The sequence below is a fragment of the Corynebacterium hindlerae genome, assembly GCF_014117265.1.
Lineage (GTDB): Bacteria > Actinomycetota > Actinomycetes > Mycobacteriales > Mycobacteriaceae > Corynebacterium > Corynebacterium hindlerae.
In genome coordinates this window covers 2,356,135-2,381,130 of record NZ_CP059833.1, presented here as the reverse complement: position 1 = coordinate 2,381,130, position 24,996 = coordinate 2,356,135, and the positions used below count along the sequence as shown (strand labels likewise).

Below are 24,996 nucleotides of genomic sequence, written 5' to 3'. Positions count from 1 at the left end.
CAGGAGAGGGTGTTCGTCTGTGCGCCCTGACGGGCTCGAACCGCCGACCTGCTGGGTGTAAACCAGCTGCTCTTCCAGCTGAGCTAAAGGCGCATGCTTCGTCACTGTGCGACTCGAAGAAGCGTATCACGCATGTGTAACTCTTCCAAAATCGCCAGTTCAGAAGGTGTTTTTATTTCTTGCCAGGCTGCACCAGGCAGGAGCCTTGCCATTGGCCGACCCGGGTCGCCCTGGTTTGGACGAGGCCTGCGAGCTTCGCAGACTCGGCAATTTCACCGGCTACGAGGTGCCCTGGCTTACCGGCGCCTGGGGTGAGGAGCCAGATCCGACCGTTTTCGGAAAGCGGACGGATGGAGTCGACAAGGCCGTCGACAAGATCGCCATCTTCTTCGCGCCACCACAGCAGTACGACGTCGCAGATTTCATCGGTGTCTTCATCGAGCAGTTCTTCGCCGATACGGTCTTCCACTGCTTCACTGATGGTGCTGTCGCAGTCTTCGTCCCAACCTACTTCTTGAACGATCTGCCCTGCTTCAATGCCCAGGAGTTGGGCGTAATCCTGGGCGCCTGCTTTAGTCGCGCCCGGAACGTCGACCACTGTGATGAACCTCCTTTTGTATCAGCCCGTGTGAGCTGGTGAAAATGTACTCAATGGACGAAAATACCAGTTCCGACGCGGGATTACCTGCTAAGTCTCAAATAGCTGAAAAATTTTTCTTTTCGGTCATCAAACAAACAGAACCAGAAATACTCGTAACCAGAACCACATAATTACTAAATTTCGCCGTTCACCTGCACAAATAACAGCGGTCTTCACACAAAAACCCGGAAACCCGTATCCTTAATCACAGACCGACTCTCGCGAGTCAAACACCTGACAGAACCACTACGGAGGTATGCAATGGCTGATGCAGCTGAACAAAAATTCGGTGGCCACTCACCAGATGATTCCAACATCGCGCTGATCCGCGACGGTGTTGCTTCCTACCTCAACGACAGCGATCCAGAGGAAACCCAAGAATGGATGGATTCCCTGGACGGACTGCTCGATGAGTCCAGCCCAGAACGTGCACGCTACCTGATGCTGCGCCTGCTGGAACGAGCCACCGCAAAGCGCGTTGAGCTGCCTCCTCTGACATCCACGGACTATGTCAACACCATTCCAACGACACAGGAGCCTGAGTTCCCTGGCGATGAGGCGATTGAGAAACGCTACCGCCGCTGGATGCGTTGGAACGCGGCGATCATGGTGCACCGCGCACAGCGCCCAGGTATTGGCGTCGGTGGCCACATCTCCACCTACGCAGGTGCTGCCCCACTGTACGAGGTCGGTTTTAACCACTTCTTCCGCGGTAAGGACCACCCAGGTGGTGGCGACCAGATCTTCTTCCAGGGCCACGCCTCCCCTGGCATGTACGCCCGTGCGTTCCTAGAGGGTCGCCTGACTGAGGATGATTTGGATGGTTTCCGTCAGGAAGTATCGCGCCCACAAGGTGGCCTGCCTTCCTACCCCCACCCACACGGCATGCCAGATTTCTGGGAGTTCCCAACCGTGTCCATGGGCCTTGGCCCAATGGACGCGATCTACCAGGCACGCTTCAACAAGTACCTGCACAACCGTGGCATCAAGGACACCTCCCAGCAGCATGTGTGGGCCTTCCTTGGCGACGGCGAAATGGACGAGCCGGAGTCCCGTGGCCTGATCCAGATGGCTGCTCTCAACGGCCTCGATAACCTCACCTTCGTGGTCAACTGCAACCTGCAGCGTCTCGACGGCCCGGTCCGCGGTAACACCCAGATCATTCAGGAACTCGAGTCCTTCTTCCGCGGCGCCGGCTGGGAAGTCATCAAGGTGGTATGGGGTCGCGAGTGGGATGCCCTCCTGGAAAAGGACAAGGATGGCGCGCTCGTTGACATCATGAATAACACGCCAGACGGCGACTACCAGACCTTCAAGGCTAACGACGGCGCGTACGTCCGCGAGCACTTCTTCGGCCGTGATCCACGCACCCTGAAGCTGGTCGAGGACATGACCGACGAGGAGATCTGGGCACTTCCACGTGGTGGTCACGACTACCGCAAGATCTACGCAGCCTACAAGCGTGCGATGGAAGAGACGGGTCGCCCAACGGTCATCCTGGCACACACGATTAAGGGCTACGGCCTCGGCCACAACTTCGAGGGTCGCAACGCCACCCACCAGATGAAGAAGCTGACTCTGGATGATCTGAAGTTGTTCCGCGACAAGCAGGGCATCCCAATTTCCGATGAGGAATTGGAGAAGGACCCATACCTGCCGCCATACTTCCACCCAGGTAAGGATGCTCCTGAAATTAAGTACATGCTGGAGCGTCGTAAAGAGCTCGGCGGCTTCCTCCCAGAGCGTCGCGACAAGTACGAGCCGATCGCTGTCCCTGACATCGATGCGTTGAAGTCCATGCGTAAGGGCTCCGGCAAGCAGCAGGTAGCCACCACCATGGCGGTGGTACGTACCTTCAAGGAACTCATGCGTGACAAGAGCCTCGCCGAGCGCCTGGTGCCGATCATCCCAGATGAGGCACGTACCTTCGGTATGGACTCCTGGTTCCCAACCTTGAAGATCTACAACCCGCACGGCCAGAACTACACCCCGGTGGACCACGACCTGATGCTGTCCTACCGCGAGGCCACCGACGGCCACATCCTGCACGAGGGCATCAACGAGGCTGGTTCCACGGCGTCCTTCATCGCGGCAGGTACCTCCTACGCAACGCACGGTCACGCCATGATCCCGCTCTACATCTTCTACTCGATGTTCGGTTTCCAGCGCACCGGCGACTCCATCTGGGCTGCTGCTGACCAAATGGCCCGCGGCTTCCTGCTCGGCGCCACTGCTGGTCGCACCACCCTGACCGGTGAAGGCCTGCAGCACATGGACGGTCACTCCCCTGTGCTCGCTTCCACCAACCCCGCGGTGGTCAGCTACGACCCTGCCTTCGCATACGAAATTGCGCACATCGTGCGTGAAGGCATTGACCGCATGTACGGCCCAGGCCGCGGTGAGAACGTCATCTACTACCTGACGATCTACAACGAGCCTGTGTCCCAGCCGGCGGAGCCAGAGAACCTGGATGTGGAGGGCCTGCACAAGGGTATCTACCAGTACGCCGTGGGCGAAGGCACCGGCCATGAGGCCAACATCCTCGCCTCCGGTATTGGTATGCAGCAAGCCCTCCGCGCCGCTGAAATGCTGCGCGAGAGCTACGGTGTACAGGCCAATATCTTCTCTGTCACTTCCTGGAACGAGCTGGCACGTGAGGGCGCAGCCCGTGATCTGGAGCAGCTGCGCAACCCGGCAGCTGAGCTGGAGGAGCCGTTCGTCACCAAGCAGCTGTCGAAGGTGTCCGGCCCATTTGTCGCGGTCTCTGACTTTGCGACGGCCGTCCCAGAGCAGATCCGCAAGTGGGTTCCGGGCGACTACACCGTCCTCGGCGCCGATGGGTTCGGTTTCTCCGACACCCGCGCTGCGGCCCGCCGCTTCTTCAACATCGACGCGGAATCCATCGTCGTTGCGGTTCTGGCTGGCCTGGCCCGCGAGGGGAAGATCGATATGTCCGTGGCAGCGCAGGCTGCGGAGAAGTTCCAACTGACCGACCCAACAGCCGTCTAGGAGCTTGACGAGCTAACCCCTGGGAGAATCCTCTCCTAGGGGTTTTCTTGTTGGCTGAGCAGGTCGTCCAATGCTTCGTTGACCATGGTGGGTGCTTCGAGGATCATCATGTGGCCGCAGCGGTCGCATTTGCGCAGCGTTGCTGAGGGCCACAGCTCCATGATGCGGTTGCTTTGAGATAGTGGCGTGACGTGGTCGTCATTGCCCACCAGCACGAAACCGGGCAGGGATGACAGTCGCTCGGCGGCTGCTACTTCGGAGTGATGTTCTAGGTCGTCGAAGAACCCGATGAAGGTGGCTAGCGGGGTCCGGTGAATCATTTCTGCGTGGAATTTCACCAGGTTGTACGGGGTGGAGATGCGTTTGAAGACGGTGGCTGCCAGCGCCGGTGCTAGCAGCTTTCCCATTTCATCGCGGAATTGATTCACCATTTCTGGTGCATTTTGCATCGCTTCCAATGCGGTGTCCCCAAGTTGCGTGGTCAGCAGCTGCGGGGTGCCTTGTGCTGACAAAGAGTCGATGGAGGTGGCGATCAGCATGACGCCTTTGATTCGGCTGTAGATTTCGGGCGAGCTCCTGCGAATAGCGTTGAGGACGACGTGTCCTCCGAGCGAATGGCCTACCAGATACAGCGGGCCTTCCGGCGCTAATGACTCAATGACCGCGAGGACGTCATCGGCGGTGGCGTCGATGGTGCAAAGCTCTGGTGGGACTTCCCCGGTTTCTCCGTGCCCGCGTAGGTCCATGAGGAGGCTGCGCACTGTGGGGTGGTGGGCGATGAGGTGTTGCACTTGGAGGAAGTACGATTCTGCAGCGAGAGTGAACCCGTGAATAAAGACGACAGTGGCGGATGGGTCGTCGGGTCCTGCAACGTAGGCTGCGACGTTTAAGTCCCCGGAATCGACGTTATGGCGTGCGCTGATGTCGCTCAGCCGTGGCACGTCGGAATGCCCGGGGAGGATGCCGCGGACGAATCGAGCCAAGAACTGGGGCACTGCCATGGTGAGCTACTTTCTCAGGGTATTCTTGAGGAACCAACTAGTCGCCGGATGAGGGGTTTTCATGTCTGACTCTCAGAGTACGTTCACTACGCTTCGCAACATCATCGTTGAAAGCACTGGATATGACCCTGACGATGTCTCCCTCGAGTCCAACATCGTCTCCGACCTCGCGGTGGATTCTCTCTCCATTGTAGAGATCGCGGTCCGCGCCGAGGACGCCTTCGGAGTGTACATCGGAGATAAGGACGCAGCAGGCTTTACGACGGTCGGGGACTTCGTCACTTTTATCGACGAACATCGCGAAAGTTAGTCCACTAACCGCATTGAGACGTCGAACTCGTAGCGCTGGCGCAACTGCGTCAGCTCGCGCATAAACAGCTCTAGTTCTTCAGCGGTCCCAGTGATAACCTGGCGCGTTCCGATGGTTCCAGGCAGAATGGAACGCTCCCAGCGGGTGAACCATGCGGCCTCGAGTGGGTCGATCCCGGGGATTTCTAATTCGGGCGCGCTGGGAATGCAACGCACCATGAGTTCTTCGACATCGGGCCGCAGTTTCCGGGGCATGGCGTCGATAAGCAGCACCGCGGTGCAGGCAACGGGTGCGTGGGTGACAAATGTAGTCAAAGCGAGTCCTTTTGTAGAGATACAGATTAAGACGAGAACGTCTTCCCCAACGGACTCGGCGCATCGCTCAAAAAACTCTAGATGACACCCGCATTTTTACGCACCAGAAATCACGCCAGCAACCCTCAAGTAGTGCTTGAATCCCCCATTTATTCAAGCTTTAGTTCAGGGTTAGCCACAGCTGTTCATTGAAATCAGACCATAGCGGTTTAGCCCAATCACCGAACACACGGTTCGTGAGCACCACGCAGCCGTGCCCCGATTCGGGATGCACCCACAAAAACGTGCCGGCCTGCCCGAAGTGCCCCACCACTTCCGCAGGCATCGAAGGCCCCGTCCAGTGAGGCGATTTCTCTCCCTTGATTTCAAAGCCCAAGCCCCACGGGCAGGGCACCTGACGCCCATAGCCTGGCACGATGCCGGCCAGCGTCGGGAAGTGTGGGGTGAACGCGTCATGGAGGGTGGTGGCGTCGATAAGCTGCGGCGACAGCAGCTCGGTGGCGAACCGCTGCAGGTCCCGCACCGTCGACTTTGCGCCGTGCCCCGCCCACGCGTGAAACTGCGTGGCCGTCATGCCCAGCGGTTCAAAGACGGCCTCGCGCAGGTAGTCGGGAAAGGCGATGCCAGCTAGCTTTTCGACGCCGTCAGCCAGAATCTCAAAGCCCGAAGAAGAGTAGATGCGCCGATCCTCCGGGGCCCGCTCGCTCTCACGGGTGGCAAAGCCAACGCCGGAGGCATGGGCGAGCAGGTGCTCGACTGTCGCCGGCCCCATCGGGGTATCTAGTTCAAACACGCCCTCTTCCAACGCGACGAGGAAACCGTAGGCGCTCAGGAGCTTTGTGACGCTGGCCAACTCATACACTCGGTCAATATCACCAAAGGTTTCATCATGAACACCAACAAGGCCGGCGGACACATTGTCTACCGGCCAGTTTTCCAGGCCAGCAAAGAAACTCATGGCCTTAAGTGTAGTAGCTAGCTCGCAACAGCCTTGGGGTCATCAAAAACGTTCTTCTCCCAAATTCCCTCACGCTTCGATACCACCAACGGAACCAGCGCCTGACCAGTCACATTCACCGCAGTGCGCCCCATGTCTACGATCGGATCAACAGCAAGCAGCAGACCAACACCCTCCAGAGGCAAACCCAAAGTAGACAGGGTAAGGGTGAGCATCACCGTGGCACCCGTGGTACCAGCGGTGGCAGCCGAACCAATGACGGACACGAACGCGATGAGTAAGTAATCCGTAGCACTCAGCGGAATGCCGTAGAACTGGGAGACGAAGATCGCGGCAATCGCCGGGTAGATCGAGGCACAGCCGTCCATCTTGGTGGTGGCACCCAGAGGCACCGCGAAGGATGCATAGGAGCGTGGCACACCGAGGGCCTGCTCAGTGGCTCGTTCCGTCACAGGCATGACACCCATGGATGAACGCGTGACGAAACCAAGAGAGGTCACCGGCCATACCTTGCGGAAGAACTGCATCACCCGAATGCCGTGCATCTTCAACACTGCGGGGTAAATCACCGCGATCACGATGGCCAGGCCTAGGTAAATAGCCAGTACGAACTTGCCGAGCGAGCCCAATGCTTCCCACCCATACACGGCAACGGCCTTACCGATCAGCGCCGCGGTACCGATTGGCGCCAGGCGGATGATCCACCACAGCACCTTTTGGATGATCTCTAGCAGGCTGGAAGTAAATTCCAGCACCGGTTCAGCCTTCTGCCCCACCTTGATCGCCGCGATGCCAAACACGATGGAGATCAGCAGCAACTGCAGCACATTGAAGTTCACCGCTGCCGCATCCTGCTTTAGGGTCACCCCAAGACCCATAATATTGCTCGGCACCAGGCCCTGGACAAACGCCCACCATGAGCCAACAGAGCTCGGGGCCTTGGCGTTCGCCACATCGACACTGGTGTTCTGCCCTGGGTTAATCAGCAGCCCCACCCCAATGCCGGCAACAACCGAAGCGAAAGCGGTAATGGCGAACCACAGGATGGTCTGCCATGCCAACCGGGCCGCATTGGTGACCTGGCGCAGATTTGCGATCGACGTGACCACCGCGGTGACGATCAGAGGTGGAATGAGCACCTTCAGCAAACTGACGTAGGCGCTGCCTATTTCTGTAAGCCCCTTGGTGAGCCAGTTTCCCTCCCCAAGCTGCCGTGCGATGAAGCCGAGAATGAGGCCGGCGATGAGACCGTAAATGATTTGAGCACCGAAGCTCGTGAACCTACTCTTCTGCATTTTTAGACCATTCTGTCTACTTATTTCCGTTTTAGTAAAATGGAGAGTACGCCTGTTATGCAGCAATTGCAATTCATATACTAGACCTATTGGTCTACATTGGGCGGCACAGAAAAAGGGCTAGGCCTTCTGACCTAACCCTTTTTAACCTTGTGGGGCCAGCGGGGCTCGAACCCGCGACCAATGGATTATGAGTCCACGGCTCTAACCGACTGAGCTATAGCCCCAACGCACATGAGTATATCCAGTAAAGATAGCCAAAATAAAAACCACCCCCCTATTGTCATAAAACCGGCAACTACCTGGCGATTTGATTTAAAACGACGCCAGCCTATATAGTTACTACTCGTTGCAAGGGAGACCTTGAAAACACCTTCCTCCATAGCTCAGTTGGCAGAGCATGCGACTGTTAATCGCAGGGTCACTGGTTCGAGCCCAGTTGGAGGAGCAAGTTGAAACCGCCTCTGTTTAGAGGCGGTTTTTTTAATTCTCTGAGCACCAGCGCTCTCCTGGCCTAAAACCAGTTAACCCCGACATTACTCCCCCGAGGTTGCTCCAAAAACGCTTCAACGAGCCCGAACTTCGGGAGGGTAATGTCGGGGCCAAGAGCCAAACAAAGGTTCAGCAACACACTCCCACTTCAAATCACTTCTCGGATTTCACAAAAGCCACTACTGCCCCAATCAGGCATAGCATTAGCACCCCGAGCACCATGATCAGCTGATTCTGCAGCACCCAGGTCTGCGCTGCGTGCTGCGCCTCAACACTTAAGAAACTGGGCAGTCCGGTGGTTCCGTTCGTGCGGATAAAGAGTACCCCGATAGCAATAAACAACAGCCCGGAAGCCATCGAAATACTGTTTAGCCGAAGCGATCCAACGGAGAATTCGTGGCCTCGGAGCCAGCGGGCGTCGTTAAGCTTGCGTGCGTCCCACGCCCACGCCAGCAGAAACAGGGGCACTACCATGCCCAGCGCATACATCGCCATGATGAGGGCACCATAAAGCGCGCTGGTGGAGACAAGGGCAGTGGTGAGCACCGCGCCGAGCAGCGGGCCAGCACAAAAGCCCGCGAAGCCGTACACCGCACCTAGCGCACATACCGCCAGCCAGCTTGTGCCACGCACTCGGCTGTTGAGGCGGGACAGGCCTGGAATGTTGAAGCCTTTGCCGAAGAAAGAGATGATGCCGAAGAGGATCATCATGAGGCCACCGATCAAGATCAGCGTCGAACGGTGCACCAACAGCGCCTGCCCGAACCACCCCACACCTGCACCGAGCGGGACAAGCACCGCCGCAAGCCCCAGGAAAAATACGGCGGTACGGGCCACAAGCTGACGCTTCGAGCTGAACGCGTACGCGAAAAACGCCGGTAGCAGCAACGCCGAACACGGGCTAAGCAGCGAAAACACCCCCGCTACCAACGCCCCAACGATACCTATTTCAATCATGACACTCACCATAGAGCACCCACCCAGGTGCCGACGCGTTGCGTCGTGAGGTACGCTGGCTGGCATGATTCAGTTTGTTGTTGGTGCCGCCGCCGGCTACGTCTTAGGCACAAAAGCAGGACGACGCCGATTCGAACAAATCAAAAAAGGCTACGAACTCGCCGTCAATTCCCCCGCATCCAAGGCTGCGGTACGCGCCACCCGCCGCGCCATCGCCAACAAACTTGACCCAGAACCGCGCATGAAGGAAGTCAAGAACCTGCGCCGGGACGACGGCTCCCAGATCCTCGAGCCCGACCACGATTAACCGCTGGCGAATTTGTGGCTTCAATTGACCAAAAACCACCCCCGCTGTGGCCAAATAGAACCACAAATTCGACCTACCTAAAAGCTCGCGCCAACAGCTCTCGTCGGGCCTGCTCCAGTGCTAATAAGTCCGCGAAGAGGGAGTTGTAGGCTTCCTCGTCGTCGGAGGGGCGCATGCGCTGCAATTGCCCTTTGAGCTGCGCAATTTGGTTCCCGACGCGGACTTCCTGCAAGCGTGAGAGCACGCTGTCGGTGTACTTTTCCAGCTCTTCTTCGGAGCAATTGATCTGTTCGACGGCAAGCTCAGACAGTAGTGATCGGCCGAGCAGGTCTAGCTGTTCTGCGATGGTTGGCAACCACTCCATGCCTTGCGCTGCTCCCGCGACAACTCCGCCACCAGCCATGATCGCGGCACGGAGTGCGGAATATTGGGGCTGCGTAAAGCATTCTGCAGCTAGTCCGTCGAAGTATTCTCCGGCTAGCAGCGGGTACTGCAGGGCGATCTTTAAGGATTCTCGTTCGGGCCACAGCGCGGGATCACGGGGATCTGGCAGGCCTATGGGGGCTGCGGGGGCAGAAACCACGGCGGCGCCCGGTCGGCGCGCTTCCTTTTCTACCTGGCGCACGATATCAGTGGGGTCTGCCCAGCCCACCCAGCCGGCGAGCTGTCGGGCATATTCTTTGCGCAAGGTGGTGTCGCGGATCCCGGCGACGACGGGGACGGCGCGGCGGATCGCTTGCAGTCGTCCTTCCGCTGAGTCGAGTGAAAATTCGGAAATGGTGGCCCGCAGCACGAATTCAAACATCGGGATGCGGGAGGCGATGAGGTCACGGACGGCGCCGTCGCCACGCGCGAGGCGCAGATCGCACGGGTCCATCCCTTCAGGGGCCACAGCCACGAACGATTGGCCGGTAAATTTCTGGTCGCCCTCGAAGGCGCGCATCGCGGCTTTTTGGCCGGCTTCGTCGCCGTCGAAGGTGTAGATCAGCTCGCCACGGAAGTAGTTGTCATCGAGCATGATGCGACGCAGCATTTGCAGGTGTTCGTCGCCGAACGCGGTACCGCAGGAGGCGACGGCGGTGGTCACGCCGGCGGCATGCATTGCCATGACGTCGGTGTACCCCTCCACCACTACTGCTTGGTGGCCAGCCGCGATGGACTTTTTGGCCATGTCGAGTCCGAAGAGGACGCGTGACTTGTTGTAAAGCAGGGTGTCACGCGTGTTCATGTATTTGCCGAGCTTATCGTCGTCGAAAAGCTTGCGCGCACCAAAGCCGATGACGTCACCAGCCGTGTTTCTAATTGGCCACAGCAGGCGGCGGTGGAACTGGTCGATGGGACCGCGTTTGCCCATTTTGGACAGGCCCGCCGCCTCAAGTTCTTCGAAGGTGAAGCCCTTGCGCAGCATGTATTTGGTCATGGTGTCCCAGCCGGCGGGCGCGTAGCCGCAGCCGAATTGGTGGGCGTGGTCCGCGGAGAACCCGCGCTGGGTGAGGAAGTCGCGGGCAGGAGCGGCCTCCGGGGTTTCCAGCTGGGCGACGTAGTATTCGTGGGCGTAGCGGTTAGCCAAGATAAGGCGCTGCCGAGTGCCGGGCTCTTCACGACGCCCCGGTCCCCCACCCTCATAGTTAATGTGATACCCGATTTTGTCCGCACAAATTTCCACCGCTTCCGGGAAGGAAATATGTTCCATCTTCATCAGGAACGCAAAGACATCGCCGCCTTCCCCGGAGGAAAAACAGTGGAAGTAGCCACGGTTGGGGCGAACGTGGAAAGACGGGGTCTTTTCGTCCTTGAACGGAGACAACCCCTTCATGGAGTCTGCGCCGGCAGGCTTCAACTGCACATATTCGCCGACAATCTCTTCGATGGGAGTTCGTTCACGGATCGCTTCGATGTCGCTTTGTGGGATCCTGCCTTTGGCCATGGCTTCTACCATAGTTGGTTGTGTCAAAATGGGAGTCATGGCATCAACCTTTAAAACATTAGCTGGGCTCGGCGGCGCGGCCGTTGTGCTGGCTGCCGCGTTTTTCGGCCTTGATCTGGGAGAGAACGCACCAGACCAGGAGCCGAAGCAGACATCGGTGGTGCGCAGTGACAACGAATGCCCCGTCGCCACGCTTCCTGCCGAGGTCAACCCCGTGATCGACGGCATCCTGGGCGGTAAAAAGCCGAAGTACCCGGAAAACGATGGGGTTCGCTTCGGCAACTACGAAGGGCACCTGCCCAAAAAAGACAAGAACTACTACCGCGAATACACCGTGGACACCCCGGGCCTGAATCACCGGGGCGAGCGCCGCATCATCACCGGGGGCGGTACCAAGGCCGACCCTGAGGTGTGGTACTACACCGATGACCATTACGAGAGTTTCTGTGAGATCCCCGATGCCGAATAAAACGCTGCTTATCGACGCCCGCCGCGCCACCACTCTCCCCCAGCTTTTTGCCCTGGTGGCCGGCGCGCACCAGCCCACCCCGCGAAACCTCGACGGCTTCGCTGACTTCGTGCGCGACGCCCACCTAGCCGCACTCGTATTAAAAGGCTGCCGCCTGCAGATCGCCGACTACACGGCCCTGGCTAATGTGTGCCGCGACCTCGGGGTACGGGTAGAAACCCGCTAGACAAAGAACCCGGAGACCTCCGCCGAGTTGCGGGCGATTCGCTCCAAGCGGGTTTCCGTCATGGAGGCGATCTGGTCAATGACCACCCGCTGCCGCGCCGCATCGGAATCAGCGAGCGCGAACCAGGACTGGAACATCGGGTCCAGGGTTCCTGGGGCGCCAAGCATGAGGTAGTCGTACACCCGACAGATGCGTTCGCGCTGCCGATCTTGGCGTGCCAAGTGCCCCGGATCATCCATCACGTACAGCACCGCGATCGTTTTGAGCAGTTTCACTTCATTGCTCGCAGCCTCCGGAACGATCAAGTCCCCATGTTGGCGCCCAATGTGGTCGTTTCCCGCCAACGTCGAGGCGATGGTGATCCCCACGTAGCGTCCCACGAGTTCCGAGGTCATCGCCTTAAGCGCCACCAGTGAACTCAGCGACGCGTCGTACTCTGAAGCAGCGCGCACCACGGCGAGCTGGCGGAGGCGGTCGGCGGCGTCGACGAGTGCCTCCGGCTCTCCCCCGAAAGCTCGCGCGCCTATTTCCGCCAGTGCTGCTAGCTCCACCAAATCCCACAGCACCGCCAGGTCGATGCGCCCGGACACGATGCCGTCCTCCACGTCATGCACCGAATAGGCGATGTCATCCGACCAGTCCATCACCTGTGCTTCCATAGGTTTGCGGTGATCCTCGTGCCCGGCGCGCAGCCAAGCCAGCAGGTCAGCGTCATCATCATAGGCCCCGTATTTGCGGGGATTGTGCTCGCGGGTCCACGGGTATTTACAGGCGGCGTCGAGGGAGGCACGGGTGAGGTTGAGGCCGAGGCTTTCGGGGCCACGCATAACTTTGGGCTCCAGTCGGCTCAAGATGCGCAGCGTTTGAGCGTTGCCTTCAAAACCGCCGCACAGGTCCGCGAGTTCGTTCAGTGCCACTTCCCCGTTGTGCCCATAGGGTGGATGGCCGATGTCATGGGAAAGCGCTGCGAGTTCGCACAGATCCTGATCCAGCCCCAGTCCGCCACCGATACCGCGGGAGATTTGGGCAACTTCCAGGGAGTGCGTCAGCCTGGTTCGCGGGGTGTCGCCGTCGCGCGGGCCGACAACCTGGGTTTTGTCTGCTAGGCGTCGCAGTGCAGCGGAGTGCAGCACCCTGGCTCTGTCGCGGGAAAAAGCGCCACGGTGTTCTTCGTCGCCCCCGGCCATGGCGCTGCCTTTGGTGGGTTCAACGAAGCGTCGCTCAGTATCGACCTCGGTGTACTGGTACTGCGTATTCACACCCAAGATTGTGCCCCTTTTCCTGGGAAATCGGGGCGCACCTCGCCGTCGTAAGGCGAAATGCTGCAGTATCCTTAACCAGTATGAGAAGCCTTCGTACTTTCAGCGCTCTTTCCTTGTGCACGATCAGCCTTGGGCTGGGGTGTGCGTGGCCTGCCGTCGCGGCAGAGTATCAAGTGGTGGCGCAGGCCCCGACTACCTACTCCTCTACCGTAACTGATAACGCGGATGTGTTGTCCCCAGCGCAGAAACAGGAGCTGGAAGCAAGGATTAAACAGGTGCAAAAGGACACCCAGAAGAAGATTTACGTGGTGTATGCCACGGATTTCGCTGGGTTAGAGGGCACGGCGTGGGCGAAGCAGGCACAGCGTGCGAATGCGGGAACCAATGTGCTGATCGTAGGCATTTCCCCGCAAACGCGTGACTATGGCATTGCGGCGGGCAAGGATTTTAGTGATTCCGACCTTAAGCGCATCGATAAGGCTGTGTACAGCGAGCTGGTAGATGAGGATTATTTCGGTGCCGGTATGACCGCCGCGGATGAGGTCGCGGGTAACTCCAGCTCCGGCCTGGACGGGGAATCGCTCGGCTGGTTGGGTGGCGGCGCCGCTGCCGTGGGCGCTCTCGGTATCGGTGCTTACGCGATGCGCCGGCGCTCTAAAACCAAAGCGAACGTGGCGATGGTTTCGGACGCCCGGAAGATCGATCCGAAGGATACTCGGGCTATTGGCCAGCTGCCGATCGAAGTATTGGAGGAGCGCGCCCGGGAGGAGCTCGTGTCTACCGATGAGTCGATCCGCCGTGGCCGCGAAGAGCTAGACCTTGCGATTGCTGAATTCGGGGCGGAGCGCGCCCGGCCGTTCACCAAGGCGATGAACCACTCCACGACCACGCTGCAGCGCGCCTTCGGGCTGAAGCAGCGGCTTGACGACGCCATCCCCGAATCCGACGCCGAGCGCCGCGCGATGCTGGTAGATATTATTTCCAGCTGTGGCCAGGCGGACGACGCGTTGGACCGGGAAGCCGCCGAGTTCGCGGAAATGCGCAACCTGCTGATTCACGCCGATACCAGGGTGGAAGAGCTCACCCGAACCACGATTGAGCTTAGGACACGGATCCCGCAGGCCGAGGCGACGCTCACTGAGCTGCAAGGCCGCTACGAGTCCACGGTCATCGCGGGTATTTCCGACAATGCTGAACTGGCCGCTGCGGCGCTCGACGAGGCGGAAAAGTCCCTCGAATCCGCTCGAGCCGTGGTTCATCTGCCGGCCGGCGAGCAGGGCCGGCTGATTGAGGATATCCGCCGGACAGAAACCGCCGTCCAGAAAGCCGACAAGCTGCTGGCTGGTGTCGAGCACGCGGAGGAAAACATCGCGCTCGCCCGCGATAAGTACCACAGCCTGGTCGCTGAAATCACCGCGGAGATCTCCGAAGCCGACCAGTTGGAGCAGCAAGGCAAGCAACAGGGAACGCAAGCCGATTGGGCGGCGCTGCGCAAGGCCGTCGCCGCTGCGCAGTCCGCGTTGACCAGCGCCGAAGCCCAATTCAGCACCGACCCGCTCAGCGCCTACGCCGCCCTGATCACCGCCGACACGCACTTGGATGAGCACCTCGACGCGGTCCGTGCATCCGCCACCGACCAAGCCCGCACCCTGCAGGTCTTCGACAACACCATGCGCTCCGCCAACAGCGCCATCCAAGCCGCGGAGGACCTAATTTCCACGCGTGGCCGGGTGGTGCGTTCTCAGGCACGCACACAGCTTGCCGACGCCAAGAGCCTGTTCGCCCAAGCCCTGAACATTCGGACGAGTAATACGCGCCAAGGCATTGACTTCGCCCGCCAGTCGCTGACCGCTGCGCAACGTGCCGCTCAATCGGCTCAGAACGATATTGATGATTACCGTCGCCGCCAGTCTTCAGGTGGTTCCAATATGGGTGGCATCATCACCGGCATGTTGATTAATGAAATGCTCAGCGGTGGCAACCGTGGTGGATTCGGAGGAGGCTTCGGGGGCGGTAGCTTCGGTGGCGGCGGTGGCGTAACCGGCGGGAAATTCTAACTACACCCGGGGCCTGCGAACCGGGGAATCCACAAGAACGCATGCCCAGCTCAGGAACACCGCATGAACCGTCGGTAAGATTTCAGCGCGCTCGGTGCCGATCAGCTCGACCTTGCCGCTAATCATGGGGCGCACATGCGCCAGCACACCCCGAGCGCCCCGAATCACCCGCTCTTTACGCCACACCGAGGTCCGCTCCAGGGCGTAGGAAGTGTCGCCACAATTGGCCACCAGCGTGCTCACGGTGAAACCACGCTGGTAGACAGTGTACACGTCCCCGTTCGTGGAGGTCGCCCGGGCCCGAAAGCGCAGAGGGCCCGGCGACGACTCAATGAGCAGCCTGTCTCCCTCAATATCAATGACATCGGAACGAACCGTCGCCAGGAGCAGACCGGTCGAATCATGCAATTCATTACCGGTCCACGTCCAGCGCGGATACTGCTCCGACATGTAGCCGTCCTTAGAGGAAGAAGTACAACAGGATAAAGGGACTCAGGATCAGCAGGATTACCGTGAGGATCCAGCTGGAACCCACCAAACGCTGTTCCAGCGCGATGCGTGACAGCCACGCCAGGAACACCCGTTGCTCTTCATCTAACTTCGCGTCCGGCTCAAAATCCACCGCTACGTGGCGCACGCCGTGGTTGGCGCCGGTAAACTGGCCCAGCTTCACATCGTTTTCATCGATGATCCAATCGGACTTTTGTTCATTGATGAAGTCGATGGAACGCTCGCCCATGCGCGCCACGAAACGCTTCGACCGCTTGAAGCCCTTTTCTGCTTCGGCAACCCATTCCACGTCGCCACAGGTTGCGCGGGCAGTGGCGTCGTGAAGCTCGAAGCTCCACGTGCGCCCCGCGACCTCGGCGGTGGCGGTGGTGTCATTTTCCAGCTGGAACGTCGTGACCTCGCGCCCGTCCTCGGACAGGGTGATCGCGTGGTCCTGACGCTTGCCCCATTGCATTGCTGTCATGCGCTTAGCAACCAACCAGGCGCTGCGCGAGGTAGCCCTGCAACTCAGCGAGTGGGACACGCTCCTGGCTCATGGTGTCACGCTCACGCACCGTCACAGCCTGGTCCTCCAGGGTGTCGAAGTCAACGGTGACACAGAACGGCGTACCAATCTCATCCTGACGACGGTACCGGCGACCGATCGCACCGGAGGTGTCGTACTCGATGTTCCACAGGCCACGCAGCTGGTTCGCGATCTCCGTTGCAGGACCCGCCAGCTCTTCCTTCTTCGACAGTGGCAGCACCGCCACCTTCACAGGAGCCAGACGGCGGTCCAGCTTCAGCACCACGCGCTTATCCACACCGCCCTTGGCGTTTGGTGCCTCGTCTTTGGTGTAGGCGTCGATGAGGAAGGCCATCATCGAACGGGTCAAGCCGAAGGATGGCTCAATCACGTAAGGGTGGTACTTCTCGCCAGAAACTTGGTCAAAGTACTTCATGTCATCGGTAGAGTGCTCAGTGTGCTGGGAGAGGTCGTAATCGGTACGGTTCGCCACACCCATCAGCTCGCCCCACTCATTGCCACCAAAGCCGAAGCGGTACTCGAAGTCAATCGTGCGATCCGAGTAGTGCGCGCGCTCGTCAGCAGGAACGTCGAACTGACGCAGGTTCTCTGGGTTAATCCCCAGGTCAATGAACCAGTTCCAGCAAGCCTCAACCCACTCATCGAACTTTGTGTCAACCTCAGATGGGTGAACGAAGTACTCGATCTCCATCTGCTCAAACTCGCGGGTACGGAAGATGAAGTTACCCGGGGTGATCTCATTGCGGAACGCCTTACCCATCTGGCCAATGCCAAACGGTGGCTTCATACGCGCAGTGGTAGCAACGTTTTTGAAGTTGATGAAAATACCCTGGGCGGTCTCTGGACGCAGGTAGGCCAGACCTTCCTTGTCATCTACCGCACCTAGGTAGGTCTTCATCAGACCGGAGAACAGCTTCGGCTCGGTCCAGTTACCAGGCTGCCCCGTCTCAGGGTCATTGATGTCGGCCAATCCGTTTGCCGGTGGGTGGCCGTGCTTCGCCTCGTAGGCCTCGATCAGGTGATCCGCACGGTACCTCTTATGGGTGTGAAGTGACTCCACCAAAGGATCGGTGAACGTCTCCACGTGGCCGGACGCTTCCCACACCTGGCGTGGCAAAATGATGGAAGAATCCAAGCCCACAACGTCCTCACGGGCCTGCACAAACGTCCGCCACCACTGGCGCTTGATGTTTTCCTTGAGTTCAACGCCCAGCGGGCCGTAGTCCCACGCCGAACGAGTACCACCGTAAATCTCACCACATGGGTAGACCAATCCACGGCGTTTCGCCAGGTTAACTACGGAATCGATTACTGAAGCCACGACACTCCTTGAGGGGTTGTCCCACCGCTTTCACACACCGAGGTAACCATGTTCGCCCAATTCCGGAGTGAACCGGCGACGCATGCTTCCACGGCGGCTGCGATGAAGTTAAGGTTTGACTCGACTGGCTGCCGAGCTTGACTTGTGTTCTCAAGTGTAACCAAGTGTGCTCAAAGTCCCTCAACTAGCCCTTGACCTGCTATTCCAAGGTGGGATTAACTGGACATATAAGGCAATTCTTGCCTGTTCACTTCAGTTACGGTCAGGAGTGAGTGACAGTGAGCGACACTGTAAACCTTGCTACAGATTTTTCCGGCGCCCAACAGATCATTCGTGCGCTGGATTCAGAGCTACGTATGAAGATTGTGTACCTGCTCAATGAATCCCCCAAGTGCGTCCACGAGCTAGTTGAAACACTCGGATCAAGCCAACCTCTTATCAGCCAGCACCTCAAAGTACTGCGCACGGCTGGGTTGGTCGACAACGTCCGCCACGGCCGGGAGATGTATTATTCCCTGACCAATATCGACGCAATGTCCATTCTGGATGCAGCCCTGAAAATATCTGCACCATCGTGATGATACAAAGGTTGTAGACGTGGTAACTTAATTTTTCAACGACTGTTTAACCATAATGGAAAGGCATGACGTCGGCCATGACCCCTCGCAGCGAGTCTCCAATTCCTAAGTTAGGCCAGCGCAGCACCCGCCAGCGCGCCGCGGTGATTGAAGTGCTCCGCGACACTGACACCTTCTCTTCCGCGAAGCAGATCCACCATGAGCTCACCGCGCGTGACCTCAAGGTAGGGCTCACCACGGTGTACCGTACGCTGCAATCGCTCTCTGAGATCAACGCGGTGGATGTCCTCCACATGTCTACCGGGGAAACCCTCTACCGCCACTGTGAATCCGAGCACCATCACCACCACCTGGTGTGCACCAAGTGTGGCGCCACCGTGGAAATCGAAGGCAGCGAAGTTGAGCAGTGGGCCAATCGAGTGGCCAAGGAAAACGGCTACACCCTCGAAGGGCACACCGCGGAAATCTTCGGGCTGTGCCCGAAATGCGCAGCATAACCTGCCTACGCTACTGACACCCCAAAGATCCATCCCAGCCCGTAGGTGATCGCGGCTGCCCCCAGCCCGATCGCCACCTGGCGCAATGCCCGCGCCAGCGGTGGCGCGCCCGAGAGCACACCGACCACACCGCCGGTGAGCATCAACGCAATCGCCACCAGCACGCAGGCAATAATCGCCGCCAACGATGTGGAAAGCCCGAAGAAAAACGGGACAATGGGGATCAGAGCTCCCGAAGCGAAGAACAAAAACGACGCGACCGCAGCGGCCAAACCACTACCGACCACTTCGCCCTTATTCTGGTCGGTGTCCAACGCCTGTGAGGCCGACGGGTGATGGATCGACTGAATCACCAGCGAAGCCCGTTGCATCGCTTCTTCCGGATTCATCCCCCGGGCGCGATACACTAGCGCGAGTTCATTCGCGTTCACATCCAGCGCCGGGATCGCGTCAGCAGCCTGTGGATTCGGCTTTGAGGCGTCGAGAAGCTCGCGTGCCGACGACACCGAGATGTACTCGCCCGCCCCCATTGACAGCGCGCCGGCCAGCAACCCCGAAATGCCCGTTAGCAGCACAAAGTGGTTGGACACCCCGGACCCCACAATGCCCAAAACCAGCGCGAGGTTTGATACCAAACCGTCGTTCATGCCGAACACGGCTGCGCGGAAATTGCCGGACATCTGTTCCCGTCCCCGCTCCGCCAAACCACGCACCACCTCAGCGTGAATGCGTTCATCAGCAGACATTTGTTCCGTCGCATCGGCGTCATGTGAATAAGGGCTGCGGGTCTCCGCGGCCTGCATGAGCGCCAGCGCGAACACGGAACCAAAATGACCAGCCAAAAACCCTTTAATTCGGGTGGAAAGATCCGGGCGGATGTCGCGGGCTTCATCCCCGAGTAGGCGTCGCCAGTGAGCTTCGTGGCGGGATTCGGCGTCGGCAAGCGCGAGCAAAATGTTGCGTTCCTCGCCCTCCTTGCGCTCCGCCAGCTTCCGGTACACCGCAGCTTCGGCGCGCTCATTAGCCAAGTGGCGTTGCCAGCGCTTGAGTTGTGCCTTGTCCGGCACCTTACTTCACCCCTCCGAAACGGCGATCCCGCTGCGCATATTCCAACACCGCGGCATACAAGTCCTCCGGAGTGAAATCCGGGAACAACTTGTCTTGGTACACCATTTCCGCATATGCCGACTGCCATAACAGGAAATTAGAGGTGCGCTTCTCCCCCGAAGGGCGCAAGAACAGGTCCACGTCCGGCATGTCAGGTTCGTCGAGGAACTGGCCGAAGTTCTTCTCATGGATGTCATCCGGGCGCAGCTCGCCAGCAGCAGCGCGACGCGCAATCTCACGAGCCGCATCGACGATCTCGGCCCGACCGCCATAGTTGACGCACATCGCCAGGGTCATGCGGGTGTTGTCCTTGGTCAGCTCCTCAGCAGCCTCCAATTCCCTGATCACCGAGCGCCAGAGCCGTGGACGGCGACCTGCCCACCGAACACGAACCCCCTTCTCATTGAGCACATCACGCTGGCGACGCAACACGTCTCGGTTAAATCCCATCAAGAATCGCACTTCATCCGCTGAACGACGCCAATTCTCCGTAGAAAATGCATAGGCGGACAGGTACGGAACCTCCAGCTCCAGGCAGGCATCGATGACGTCCATGAGCACGGCCTCGCCACGCTTGTGCCCCTCTGTACGCTTCATGCCCCGTTCTTGGGCCCATCTCCCGTTGCCGTCCATCACGAGCGCGATGTGGCGGGGACGAAACTCGGCGGGAATATTTGGTGCAGTCACCCGACCTATCTTAGTTGCTCCACCCAGAGTCCACGAAGTTGAGGGATGTCACGGACCGCTCCAGGTGCCACTGCAAATGTGCCCTGGTCAGCTGGTGCGCCGTGGACAACAAATCGCTGAACCCAGGGTGCTGCGCTGCAGCTTCCACTGCATCCCACGCCTCGTGCGCCAGCCACCACATCAGCCGCAAGGCTTCCGTCGGTGGCGTCGCGCAGTCCGCTAGATGGCAGTTTTCACACAGCGCGCCCCCTGCCCCTGGATGAAACGCATGGTGTGGACCAGGGGCGCCACAATGAGCGCAGTCAAACAGACTCGGGGCCCACCCCGCGATCTCCATTGCCTGCAACAAAAAGGCATCCAGAACGGCCGTGGGCAACTCCGAATCCCGCATCCGACGCAGCGCCGCCACGGTGAGGTCAAACAACTCCCCCTCGTGGAAACTGAGCTGTTCGGCGGCCTCTAGCACAGCGCTCGCAGCGGTATATGAGTCATAGTCTTCGATGATGCCGGAACCGAAGTACTCGACGGTGTCTGCCGCCGTCAACGTGTCAAGGTTCCGGCCGGGATATAACTGCACGTCAAGCAGCACAAAAGGCTGCACCCGCGAACCAAACCGGGACTTCGCCCGACGCACGCCCTTGGCCACACTCCGCACCAGGCCTCGTGGAGTCAGCAACACCACGATGCGGTCAGCCTCCCCAAAATCATAGGTGCGCACCACCAAGGCGCGTTCGCGGTAAGAGTGCATTAGAAGCCGAGGCGCCCCAGTGCCTTCGGGTCAGATTGCCAGTCCTTGAGCACCTTGATGCGCAGGTCAAGGTAGATGTTCTGGCCCAGCAGGTTCATGATCTCCTGCCGGGAGTTATGAATAATCCGCCCCATGCGTCGGTTGTCTTTGCCCATCAAAATGGTCTTCTGTCCTGGGCGTTCCACGTAGATCACCGCGTGAACATCCAGCACGCCCTCACGGTCCTCGTTCGGGAGAACCTCGTCAATCTCCACGGCCACTGAGTGTGGCAGTTCGTGCTTCAAACCCGATAGTGCCGCCTCCCGGATCAGCTCGGACATGCGCTTTTCTGTATCGTCGTCCGTGACGTGATCGTCCGGGTAGAACTTCGGTCCTTCGGGCAGCTGAGAGGTGATCACATCGACCAGCACGTCCAGCTGCTCGGCCTTCTTCGCCGATACCGGTACCACTTCGCACTCGCCGCCCAGCAGTTCGTGCAGTGCCATGAGCTGCGCGCCGACCTCATCGCGGCTTACCTTGTCGATCTTGGTCACCACACCCATGAGCCGGGTCTTGGGCGCGGACTGACGCACAGCGTCCAGGATCCAGCGGTCCCCCGGCCCGATCTTCTCATCGGCGGGAATCACCAGGCAGATCAAGTCCACGTCCGAGTAGGTTTCTTTCACCATCTCGTTCAGCCGCTCGCCAAGTAGAGTGCGTGGGCGGTGCAGCCCCGGAGTATCCACCACCACGATTTGGGCGTCCGGCCGGTGAACCAAACCACGAATCGGGTGGCGCGTAGTTTCAGGCTGGTTGGCAGTGATGGCGATTTTCTCGCCCACCAGGGCGTTGGTCAGCGTCGATTTACCGGTATTGGGCCGGCCTACGAAACTGACGAAGCCGGAACGAAAGCCATCTTCGGTAAATCCAAGTTCTGTCATGGTTCGAGTGTATCAACCACTTCAACAACCGCTGAGGTCACGCGCATACGTCCGCGCCGATCTCTGCTGCCCTCCGTGGTCAGTTTCAGACCACACACCTCAACCTGCGCGCCTGGCAGCGGAACACGACCAAGCTCATAGGCGATGAGGCCACCGACGGTATCCACTTGTTCAGCGTATTCCGCAAAGTCGATGTCCAGGTCCAGTTCCTCATCCATCAACTGCGCGAGGTCATCCAGGGATAGGCGCGAGACCACCCGGAACTGCTGATCTCCCAGGCGCTCCACCGGTGCGACCTCGGTGTGGTCATACTCGTCAGCGATTTCGCCGACGATCTCCTCCAGGATGTCCTCGATGGAGACAAGCCCGGCAATACCGCCGTATTCGTCCACCAACATGGCAATGTGGTTGCGGTGCAGCTGCATTTCGTGCAGCAAGCTGTCCAGCGGTTTGGAGTCTGGCACAAAGGTAGCTGGCCGCATCACTTCGTCTACCCGCACGGATTTCCCGCCGTCGGTGGCGTGGTAGGTCTTTTGCACCAGGTCTTTCAGGTACACCACGCCCACGATGTCATCGACGGTCTCCCCGATCACCGGGATACGGGAATGGCCACTTCGCACGCACAGTGCGGTCGCTTGACCTGCGTGTTTATCTCTCTCGATCCAGATCATTTCCGGGCGGGGCACCATCACCGAGCGAGCTGTGGTGGAGGCGAGGTCGAACACGTTTTGGATCATGCGGCGCTCTTCCAGCTCCACCACGCCGTGCTCCTGCGCAATATCCACCATTTCGCGCAGTTCAATTTCGGTGGAGTACGGGCCATCGCGGAAGCCAGTGCCGGGCGCGAGTAGGTTGCCCAACCAGATCAACACCTTCGGAATGGGCCCCAGAATGTAGGACATGGTGTTCAGGATCAACGCGGAGTTGAGCGACACCGTGTAGGGGTTTTGTCTGCCGGCGGTGCGGGCGAACACGCCAATCACGGCGAAGGTCACCAGCGTCAGTGCCACGACCGCCACCGTGATGGCCAGCGGCCGGGATTCGATCAGTTCGATGCACAGGGAGACGGTGAAGACGGCGGCAATGGCGTCAAGAAGCGTGCGGAGCAGCACCAGCAGGTTGATGTGCTCGGCGCGCTTCGTGACCACCTTGAGCAGCGCGTCTGCGCCGGGTCGTTCCTCCTTGAGGAGTTCCTCCACGCGGGCGCGAGAGATGGACGAGACGGCGGATTCGACGGTGGTGAGGGCACCTGAGATGACGAGGGCGAGCAGCAGTCCGAGGGCAGTGAGCATTAGCCCAACTGCTCGCGATCTGCCGCGCTAGGGAAGGCACCGGGTCCGGTCGGCTTCGGCTGGTACGTCACGCCGCGCTTATCGACGTCCTCATACCAGTCCGCCAGAAGTTCGTTTTGGAGCGCGAACATTTCTTGCTCCTCAGCTGGGGTGATGTGATCGTATCCCAGCAGGTGCAGGCACCCGTGGACGGTCAGCAGGCACAGCTCATGGCCGAGGTCGTGCCCCGCTTTGGCGGCTTGTTTTTCAGCGAACTCTGGGCACAGCACGATATCGCCGAGCATGGCGGGTCCCATCGGAGCGGCATCGGGGCGGCCGGAACCCGGGGTGAGCTCGTCCATGGGGAAGCTCATGACGTCGGTGGGACCCTCGAGGTCCAACCAGCGTACGTGCAGGTCAGCGATGGTGTCTAGGTCGACGATGTGCAGGCTCATCTCGGCTGCGGAGTGAATGTCCATGCGGGTGAGGGCGTAGGAGGCGACGTCGATGAGCATCTCCTCATTGACCCCCGGGTAACCGGATTCGTTGAAAACCTCGATGCTCAATTTAATAGTCCTCTCGCGCGAGCGCTTCGTACTCTTCGTATGCATCCACAATACGGCCCACGAGGTCGTGGCGGACAACGTCTTCGCTGCCCATCTCCATGAAGAATACGTCGTTCACGCCCCGCAGGATGTCCCGCACCACGCGCAGACCAGACTTTTGACCACCGGGCAGGTCCACCTGGGTGATGTCGCCGGTGACCACCATCTTGGAGCCAAAGCCAAGCCGGGTGAGGAACATTTTCATCTGGGCTGGTGTGGTGTTTTGTGCTTCGTCGAGGATGACGAAGGAATCGCTGAGCGTGCGACCGCGCATGTAGGCCAGAGGTGCTACCTCGATGATGCCCGATTCGATCAGCTTTGGGATCATCTCCGGGTCGATCATGTCTCGGAGCGCGTCGTACAGCGGGCGCAGGTACGGGTCGATCTTCTCATCCAGCGTGCCCGGCAGGAACCCGAGCTTCTCCCCCGCTTCCACGGCAGGGCGAGTCAGAATGATGCGGCTGACCTGGCGGGCGTGGAGCGCCTGCACGGCTTTCGCCATCGCCAGGTACGTCTTACCGGAACCGGCAGGCCCGAGACCGAACACAATCGTGTTCTCATCAATCGCGTCGACGTATTCTTTCTGTCCGAGGGTCTTCGGGCGCACCACCTTCCCTTTGCGGGAAATGATGTCCGAGGCCAAAACCTCCCGAACGGACTGCGGTGCTTCCTGGGTAACGATCTTCACCGCATTCTTGACCGATACCGGGCTGATCACGTGGCCACGACGGGCGATCGCTTGCAGCTCATCCAGCACCTTGGTCACCCGGGCCACCTCATGTGCCGGTCCGGTGAGAGTCGCCTCCGTGCCACGGACGAAAATATCGACGGGGATCAGGTTTTCCAGTACCCGCAAATTGTCGTCGGAGATTCCGAGGACGGTCTGCGCGTACGTTTCATCAAGGACATAATTTTGGGTGATGATGTCCTTGCGCTGGTAAATGGCCAAGTGAACCTTTTCCTTGTGCTTCTTCGATGCGCTTCTTCGATCGATTGTTCTTT

26 protein-coding genes and 3 tRNA genes are annotated in these 24,996 nt (G+C 59.4%); 9 read left to right on the top strand and 20 right to left on the bottom strand.

Annotated elements, in window-relative coordinates:
- Positions 1-20 precede the first annotated feature (20 nt).
- Positions 21-93, bottom strand: a tRNA-Val gene (locus tag HW450_RS11495).
- 79 nt (positions 94-172) lie between these two features.
- Positions 173-598 carry a DUF3052 domain-containing protein gene (locus tag HW450_RS11490; protein ID WP_182385747.1) on the bottom strand — a complete coding sequence of 142 codons (426 nt, stop codon included), beginning with the start codon at positions 596-598 and terminating at the stop codon, positions 173-175.
- 303 nt (positions 599-901) lie between these two features.
- Here HW450_RS11490 and aceE point away from each other — a divergent pair, with 303 nt between their 5' ends.
- A complete protein-coding gene (aceE, locus tag HW450_RS11485) occupies positions 902-3,649 on the top strand; it encodes a pyruvate dehydrogenase (acetyl-transferring), homodimeric type (protein ID WP_182385746.1) in 2,748 nt (915 codons plus the stop codon).
- Positions 3,650-3,684: 35 nt separating this feature from the next.
- Here the strand turns inward: aceE and HW450_RS11480 are convergent, their stop codons facing one another.
- The gene (locus HW450_RS11480) at positions 3,685-4,650 is read right to left on the bottom strand and encodes an alpha/beta fold hydrolase (protein WP_182385745.1); all 966 of its coding nucleotides are present in this window, start codon (positions 4,648-4,650) and stop codon (positions 3,685-3,687) included.
- A gap of 61 nt (positions 4,651-4,711) precedes the next feature.
- Between HW450_RS11480 and HW450_RS11475 the strand changes: the two genes are divergently transcribed.
- Entirely contained in the window at positions 4,712-4,960 is a 249-nt protein-coding gene (locus tag HW450_RS11475; protein WP_182385744.1) for an acyl carrier protein, read from the top strand.
- Here the strand turns inward: HW450_RS11475 and HW450_RS11470 are convergent.
- The 4 genes from HW450_RS11470 to HW450_RS11455 all read right to left on the bottom strand — a co-directional run bounded on the left by HW450_RS11470 (position 4,957) and on the right by HW450_RS11455 (position 7,754).
- Positions 4,957-5,274, bottom strand: a complete 318-nt coding sequence (locus HW450_RS11470) for a hypothetical protein (protein ID WP_182385743.1) — start codon at positions 5,272-5,274, stop codon at positions 4,957-4,959. The two genes, HW450_RS11475 and HW450_RS11470, sit on opposite strands and share 4 nt — an antisense overlap.
- A gap of 160 nt (positions 5,275-5,434) precedes the next feature.
- Positions 5,435-6,232, bottom strand: a complete 798-nt coding sequence (locus HW450_RS11465; RefSeq protein ID WP_182385742.1) for a serine hydrolase domain-containing protein — start codon at positions 6,230-6,232, stop codon at positions 5,435-5,437.
- A gap of 17 nt (positions 6,233-6,249) precedes the next feature.
- Complete coding sequence (locus tag HW450_RS11460) at positions 6,250-7,527, bottom strand: dicarboxylate/amino acid:cation symporter (protein ID WP_182385741.1); 1,278 nt, start codon at positions 7,525-7,527, stop codon at positions 6,250-6,252.
- Positions 7,528-7,680: 153 nt separating this feature from the next.
- Positions 7,681-7,754 (bottom strand) — tRNA-Ile (locus HW450_RS11455).
- A gap of 148 nt (positions 7,755-7,902) precedes the next feature.
- Here HW450_RS11455 and HW450_RS11450 point away from each other — a divergent pair.
- Positions 7,903-7,975: transfer RNA gene (locus HW450_RS11450), tRNA-Asn, on the top strand.
- A 197-nt stretch (positions 7,976-8,172) separates the two neighbouring features.
- Here the strand turns inward: HW450_RS11450 and HW450_RS11445 are convergent.
- Positions 8,173-8,976, bottom strand: a complete 804-nt coding sequence (locus HW450_RS11445) for a cytochrome c biogenesis CcdA family protein (protein WP_182385740.1) — start codon at positions 8,974-8,976, stop codon at positions 8,173-8,175.
- A 64-nt stretch (positions 8,977-9,040) separates the two neighbouring features.
- Between HW450_RS11445 and HW450_RS11440 the strand changes: the two genes are divergently transcribed.
- Positions 9,041-9,283 carry a hypothetical protein gene (locus tag HW450_RS11440; protein ID WP_182385739.1) on the top strand — a complete coding sequence of 81 codons (243 nt, stop codon included), beginning with the start codon at positions 9,041-9,043 and terminating at the stop codon, positions 9,281-9,283.
- A 73-nt stretch (positions 9,284-9,356) separates the two neighbouring features.
- On the opposite strand, the gene dnaG is transcribed toward HW450_RS11440, so the two are convergent.
- Positions 9,357-11,210, bottom strand: coding sequence for a DNA primase (gene dnaG / locus HW450_RS11435; protein WP_182387529.1), 1,854 nt, complete (start codon positions 11,208-11,210; stop codon positions 9,357-9,359).
- 37 nt (positions 11,211-11,247) lie between these two features.
- Here dnaG and HW450_RS11430 point away from each other — a divergent pair, with 37 nt between their 5' ends.
- Positions 11,248-11,679, top strand: a complete 432-nt coding sequence (locus tag HW450_RS11430) for a ribonuclease domain-containing protein (protein WP_182385738.1) — start codon at positions 11,248-11,250, stop codon at positions 11,677-11,679.
- On the top strand, positions 11,669-11,905 hold the full coding sequence (locus tag HW450_RS11425) for a hypothetical protein (RefSeq protein ID WP_182385737.1): 237 nt from the start codon (positions 11,669-11,671) through the stop codon (positions 11,903-11,905). The genes HW450_RS11430 and HW450_RS11425 overlap by 11 nt, the downstream gene beginning before the upstream one ends.
- Here HW450_RS11425 and HW450_RS11420 read toward each other — a convergent pair.
- Positions 11,902-13,164, bottom strand: coding sequence for a deoxyguanosinetriphosphate triphosphohydrolase (locus tag HW450_RS11420; RefSeq protein WP_182385736.1), 1,263 nt, complete (start codon positions 13,162-13,164; stop codon positions 11,902-11,904). The genes HW450_RS11425 and HW450_RS11420 overlap by 4 nt on opposite strands.
- Before the next feature lie 83 nt (positions 13,165-13,247).
- Here HW450_RS11420 and HW450_RS11415 point away from each other — a divergent pair, with 83 nt between their 5' ends.
- Positions 13,248-15,224 carry a TPM domain-containing protein gene (locus tag HW450_RS11415; protein WP_182385735.1) on the top strand — a complete coding sequence of 659 codons (1,977 nt, stop codon included), beginning with the start codon at positions 13,248-13,250 and terminating at the stop codon, positions 15,222-15,224.
- Here HW450_RS11415 and HW450_RS11410 read toward each other — a convergent pair whose 3' ends face one another.
- From HW450_RS11410 to HW450_RS11400, 3 genes are read right to left on the bottom strand one after another with little or no spacing between them, the layout of a single operon-like run.
- Positions 15,225-15,674, bottom strand: a complete 450-nt coding sequence (locus HW450_RS11410) for a hypothetical protein (RefSeq protein ID WP_182385734.1) — start codon at positions 15,672-15,674, stop codon at positions 15,225-15,227.
- Positions 15,675-15,684: 10 nt separating this feature from the next.
- A complete protein-coding gene (locus HW450_RS11405; protein ID WP_182385733.1) occupies positions 15,685-16,197 on the bottom strand; it encodes a hypothetical protein in 513 nt (170 codons plus the stop codon).
- A gap of 4 nt (positions 16,198-16,201) precedes the next feature.
- The gene (locus HW450_RS11400; RefSeq protein WP_182385732.1) at positions 16,202-17,581 is read right to left on the bottom strand and encodes a glycine--tRNA ligase; all 1,380 of its coding nucleotides are present in this window, start codon (positions 17,579-17,581) and stop codon (positions 16,202-16,204) included.
- A gap of 278 nt (positions 17,582-17,859) precedes the next feature.
- Here HW450_RS11400 and HW450_RS11395 point away from each other — a divergent pair, with 278 nt between their 5' ends.
- Both HW450_RS11395 and HW450_RS11390 read left to right on the top strand, forming a co-directional pair.
- Positions 17,860-18,159 (top strand): ArsR/SmtB family transcription factor, encoded by a 300-nt coding sequence (locus tag HW450_RS11395; RefSeq protein WP_232843260.1) that lies wholly within the window; start codon positions 17,860-17,862, stop codon positions 18,157-18,159.
- Positions 18,160-18,236: 77 nt separating this feature from the next.
- Positions 18,237-18,656 carry a Fur family transcriptional regulator gene (locus HW450_RS11390; RefSeq protein WP_182385731.1) on the top strand — a complete coding sequence of 140 codons (420 nt, stop codon included), beginning with the start codon at positions 18,237-18,239 and terminating at the stop codon, positions 18,654-18,656.
- Positions 18,657-18,661: 5 nt separating this feature from the next.
- Here HW450_RS11390 and HW450_RS11385 read toward each other — a convergent pair whose 3' ends face one another.
- Genes HW450_RS11385 through HW450_RS11355 form a run of 7 tightly spaced genes read right to left on the bottom strand, consistent with a single transcriptional unit; the run spans position 18,662 to position 24,943 of the window.
- Positions 18,662-19,723, bottom strand: coding sequence for a VIT1/CCC1 transporter family protein (locus HW450_RS11385; protein ID WP_232843259.1), 1,062 nt, complete (start codon positions 19,721-19,723; stop codon positions 18,662-18,664).
- A gap of 1 nt (position 19,724) precedes the next feature.
- Positions 19,725-20,459 carry an isoprenyl transferase gene (locus HW450_RS11380; protein WP_407926309.1) on the bottom strand — a complete coding sequence of 245 codons (735 nt, stop codon included), beginning with the start codon at positions 20,457-20,459 and terminating at the stop codon, positions 19,725-19,727.
- Position 20,460: 1 nt separating this feature from the next.
- The gene (gene recO / locus HW450_RS11375; RefSeq protein WP_182385730.1) at positions 20,461-21,198 is read right to left on the bottom strand and encodes a DNA repair protein RecO; all 738 of its coding nucleotides are present in this window, start codon (positions 21,196-21,198) and stop codon (positions 20,461-20,463) included.
- The gene (gene era / locus HW450_RS11370; RefSeq protein ID WP_182385729.1) at positions 21,198-22,118 is read right to left on the bottom strand and encodes a GTPase Era; all 921 of its coding nucleotides are present in this window, start codon (positions 22,116-22,118) and stop codon (positions 21,198-21,200) included. Before era ends, recO begins: the two co-directional genes overlap by 1 nt.
- Positions 22,115-23,410, bottom strand: coding sequence for a hemolysin family protein (locus HW450_RS11365; RefSeq protein WP_182385728.1), 1,296 nt, complete (start codon positions 23,408-23,410; stop codon positions 22,115-22,117). Before HW450_RS11365 ends, era begins: the two co-directional genes overlap by 4 nt.
- A complete protein-coding gene (gene ybeY / locus HW450_RS11360; RefSeq protein ID WP_182385727.1) occupies positions 23,410-23,955 on the bottom strand; it encodes an rRNA maturation RNase YbeY in 546 nt (181 codons plus the stop codon). Before ybeY ends, HW450_RS11365 begins: the two co-directional genes overlap by 1 nt.
- A gap of 1 nt (position 23,956) precedes the next feature.
- Positions 23,957-24,943 (bottom strand): PhoH family protein, encoded by a 987-nt coding sequence (locus HW450_RS11355; protein WP_182385726.1) that lies wholly within the window; start codon positions 24,941-24,943, stop codon positions 23,957-23,959.
- Positions 24,944-24,996: the final 53 nt, after the last annotated feature.

Coding starts and splice junctions, on each gene's coding strand:
- HW450_RS11475 (WP_182385744.1), top strand. CDS start 4,712: ATGTCTGACTCTCAGAGTACGTTCACTACGCTTCGCAACATCATCGTT.
- HW450_RS11425 (WP_182385737.1), top strand. CDS start 11,669: ATGCCGAATAAAACGCTGCTTATCGACGCCCGCCGCGCCACCACTCTC.
- HW450_RS11365 (WP_182385728.1), bottom strand. CDS start 23,410: ATGCTCACTGCCCTCGGACTGCTGCTCGCCCTCGTCATCTCAGGTGCC.
- HW450_RS11430 (WP_182385738.1), top strand. CDS start 11,248: ATGGCATCAACCTTTAAAACATTAGCTGGGCTCGGCGGCGCGGCCGTT.
- HW450_RS11465 (WP_182385742.1), bottom strand. CDS start 6,232: ATGAGTTTCTTTGCTGGCCTGGAAAACTGGCCGGTAGACAATGTGTCC.
- HW450_RS11460 (WP_182385741.1), bottom strand. CDS start 7,527: ATGCAGAAGAGTAGGTTCACGAGCTTCGGTGCTCAAATCATTTACGGT.
- HW450_RS11405 (WP_182385733.1), bottom strand. CDS start 16,197: ATGACAGCAATGCAATGGGGCAAGCGTCAGGACCACGCGATCACCCTG.
- era (WP_182385729.1), bottom strand. CDS start 22,118: ATGACAGAACTTGGATTTACCGAAGATGGCTTTCGTTCCGGCTTCGTC.
- HW450_RS11415 (WP_182385735.1), top strand. CDS start 13,248: ATGAGAAGCCTTCGTACTTTCAGCGCTCTTTCCTTGTGCACGATCAGC.
- HW450_RS11410 (WP_182385734.1), bottom strand. CDS start 15,674: ATGTCGGAGCAGTATCCGCGCTGGACGTGGACCGGTAATGAATTGCAT.
- HW450_RS11390 (WP_182385731.1), top strand. CDS start 18,237: ATGACCCCTCGCAGCGAGTCTCCAATTCCTAAGTTAGGCCAGCGCAGC.
- HW450_RS11440 (WP_182385739.1), top strand. CDS start 9,041: ATGATTCAGTTTGTTGTTGGTGCCGCCGCCGGCTACGTCTTAGGCACA.
- dnaG (WP_182387529.1), bottom strand. CDS start 11,210: ATGGCCAAAGGCAGGATCCCACAAAGCGACATCGAAGCGATCCGTGAA.
- HW450_RS11445 (WP_182385740.1), bottom strand. CDS start 8,976: ATGATTGAAATAGGTATCGTTGGGGCGTTGGTAGCGGGGGTGTTTTCG.
- recO (WP_182385730.1), bottom strand. CDS start 21,198: ATGCACTCTTACCGCGAACGCGCCTTGGTGGTGCGCACCTATGATTTT.
- aceE (WP_182385746.1), top strand. CDS start 902: ATGGCTGATGCAGCTGAACAAAAATTCGGTGGCCACTCACCAGATGAT.
- HW450_RS11480 (WP_182385745.1), bottom strand. CDS start 4,650: ATGGCAGTGCCCCAGTTCTTGGCTCGATTCGTCCGCGGCATCCTCCCC.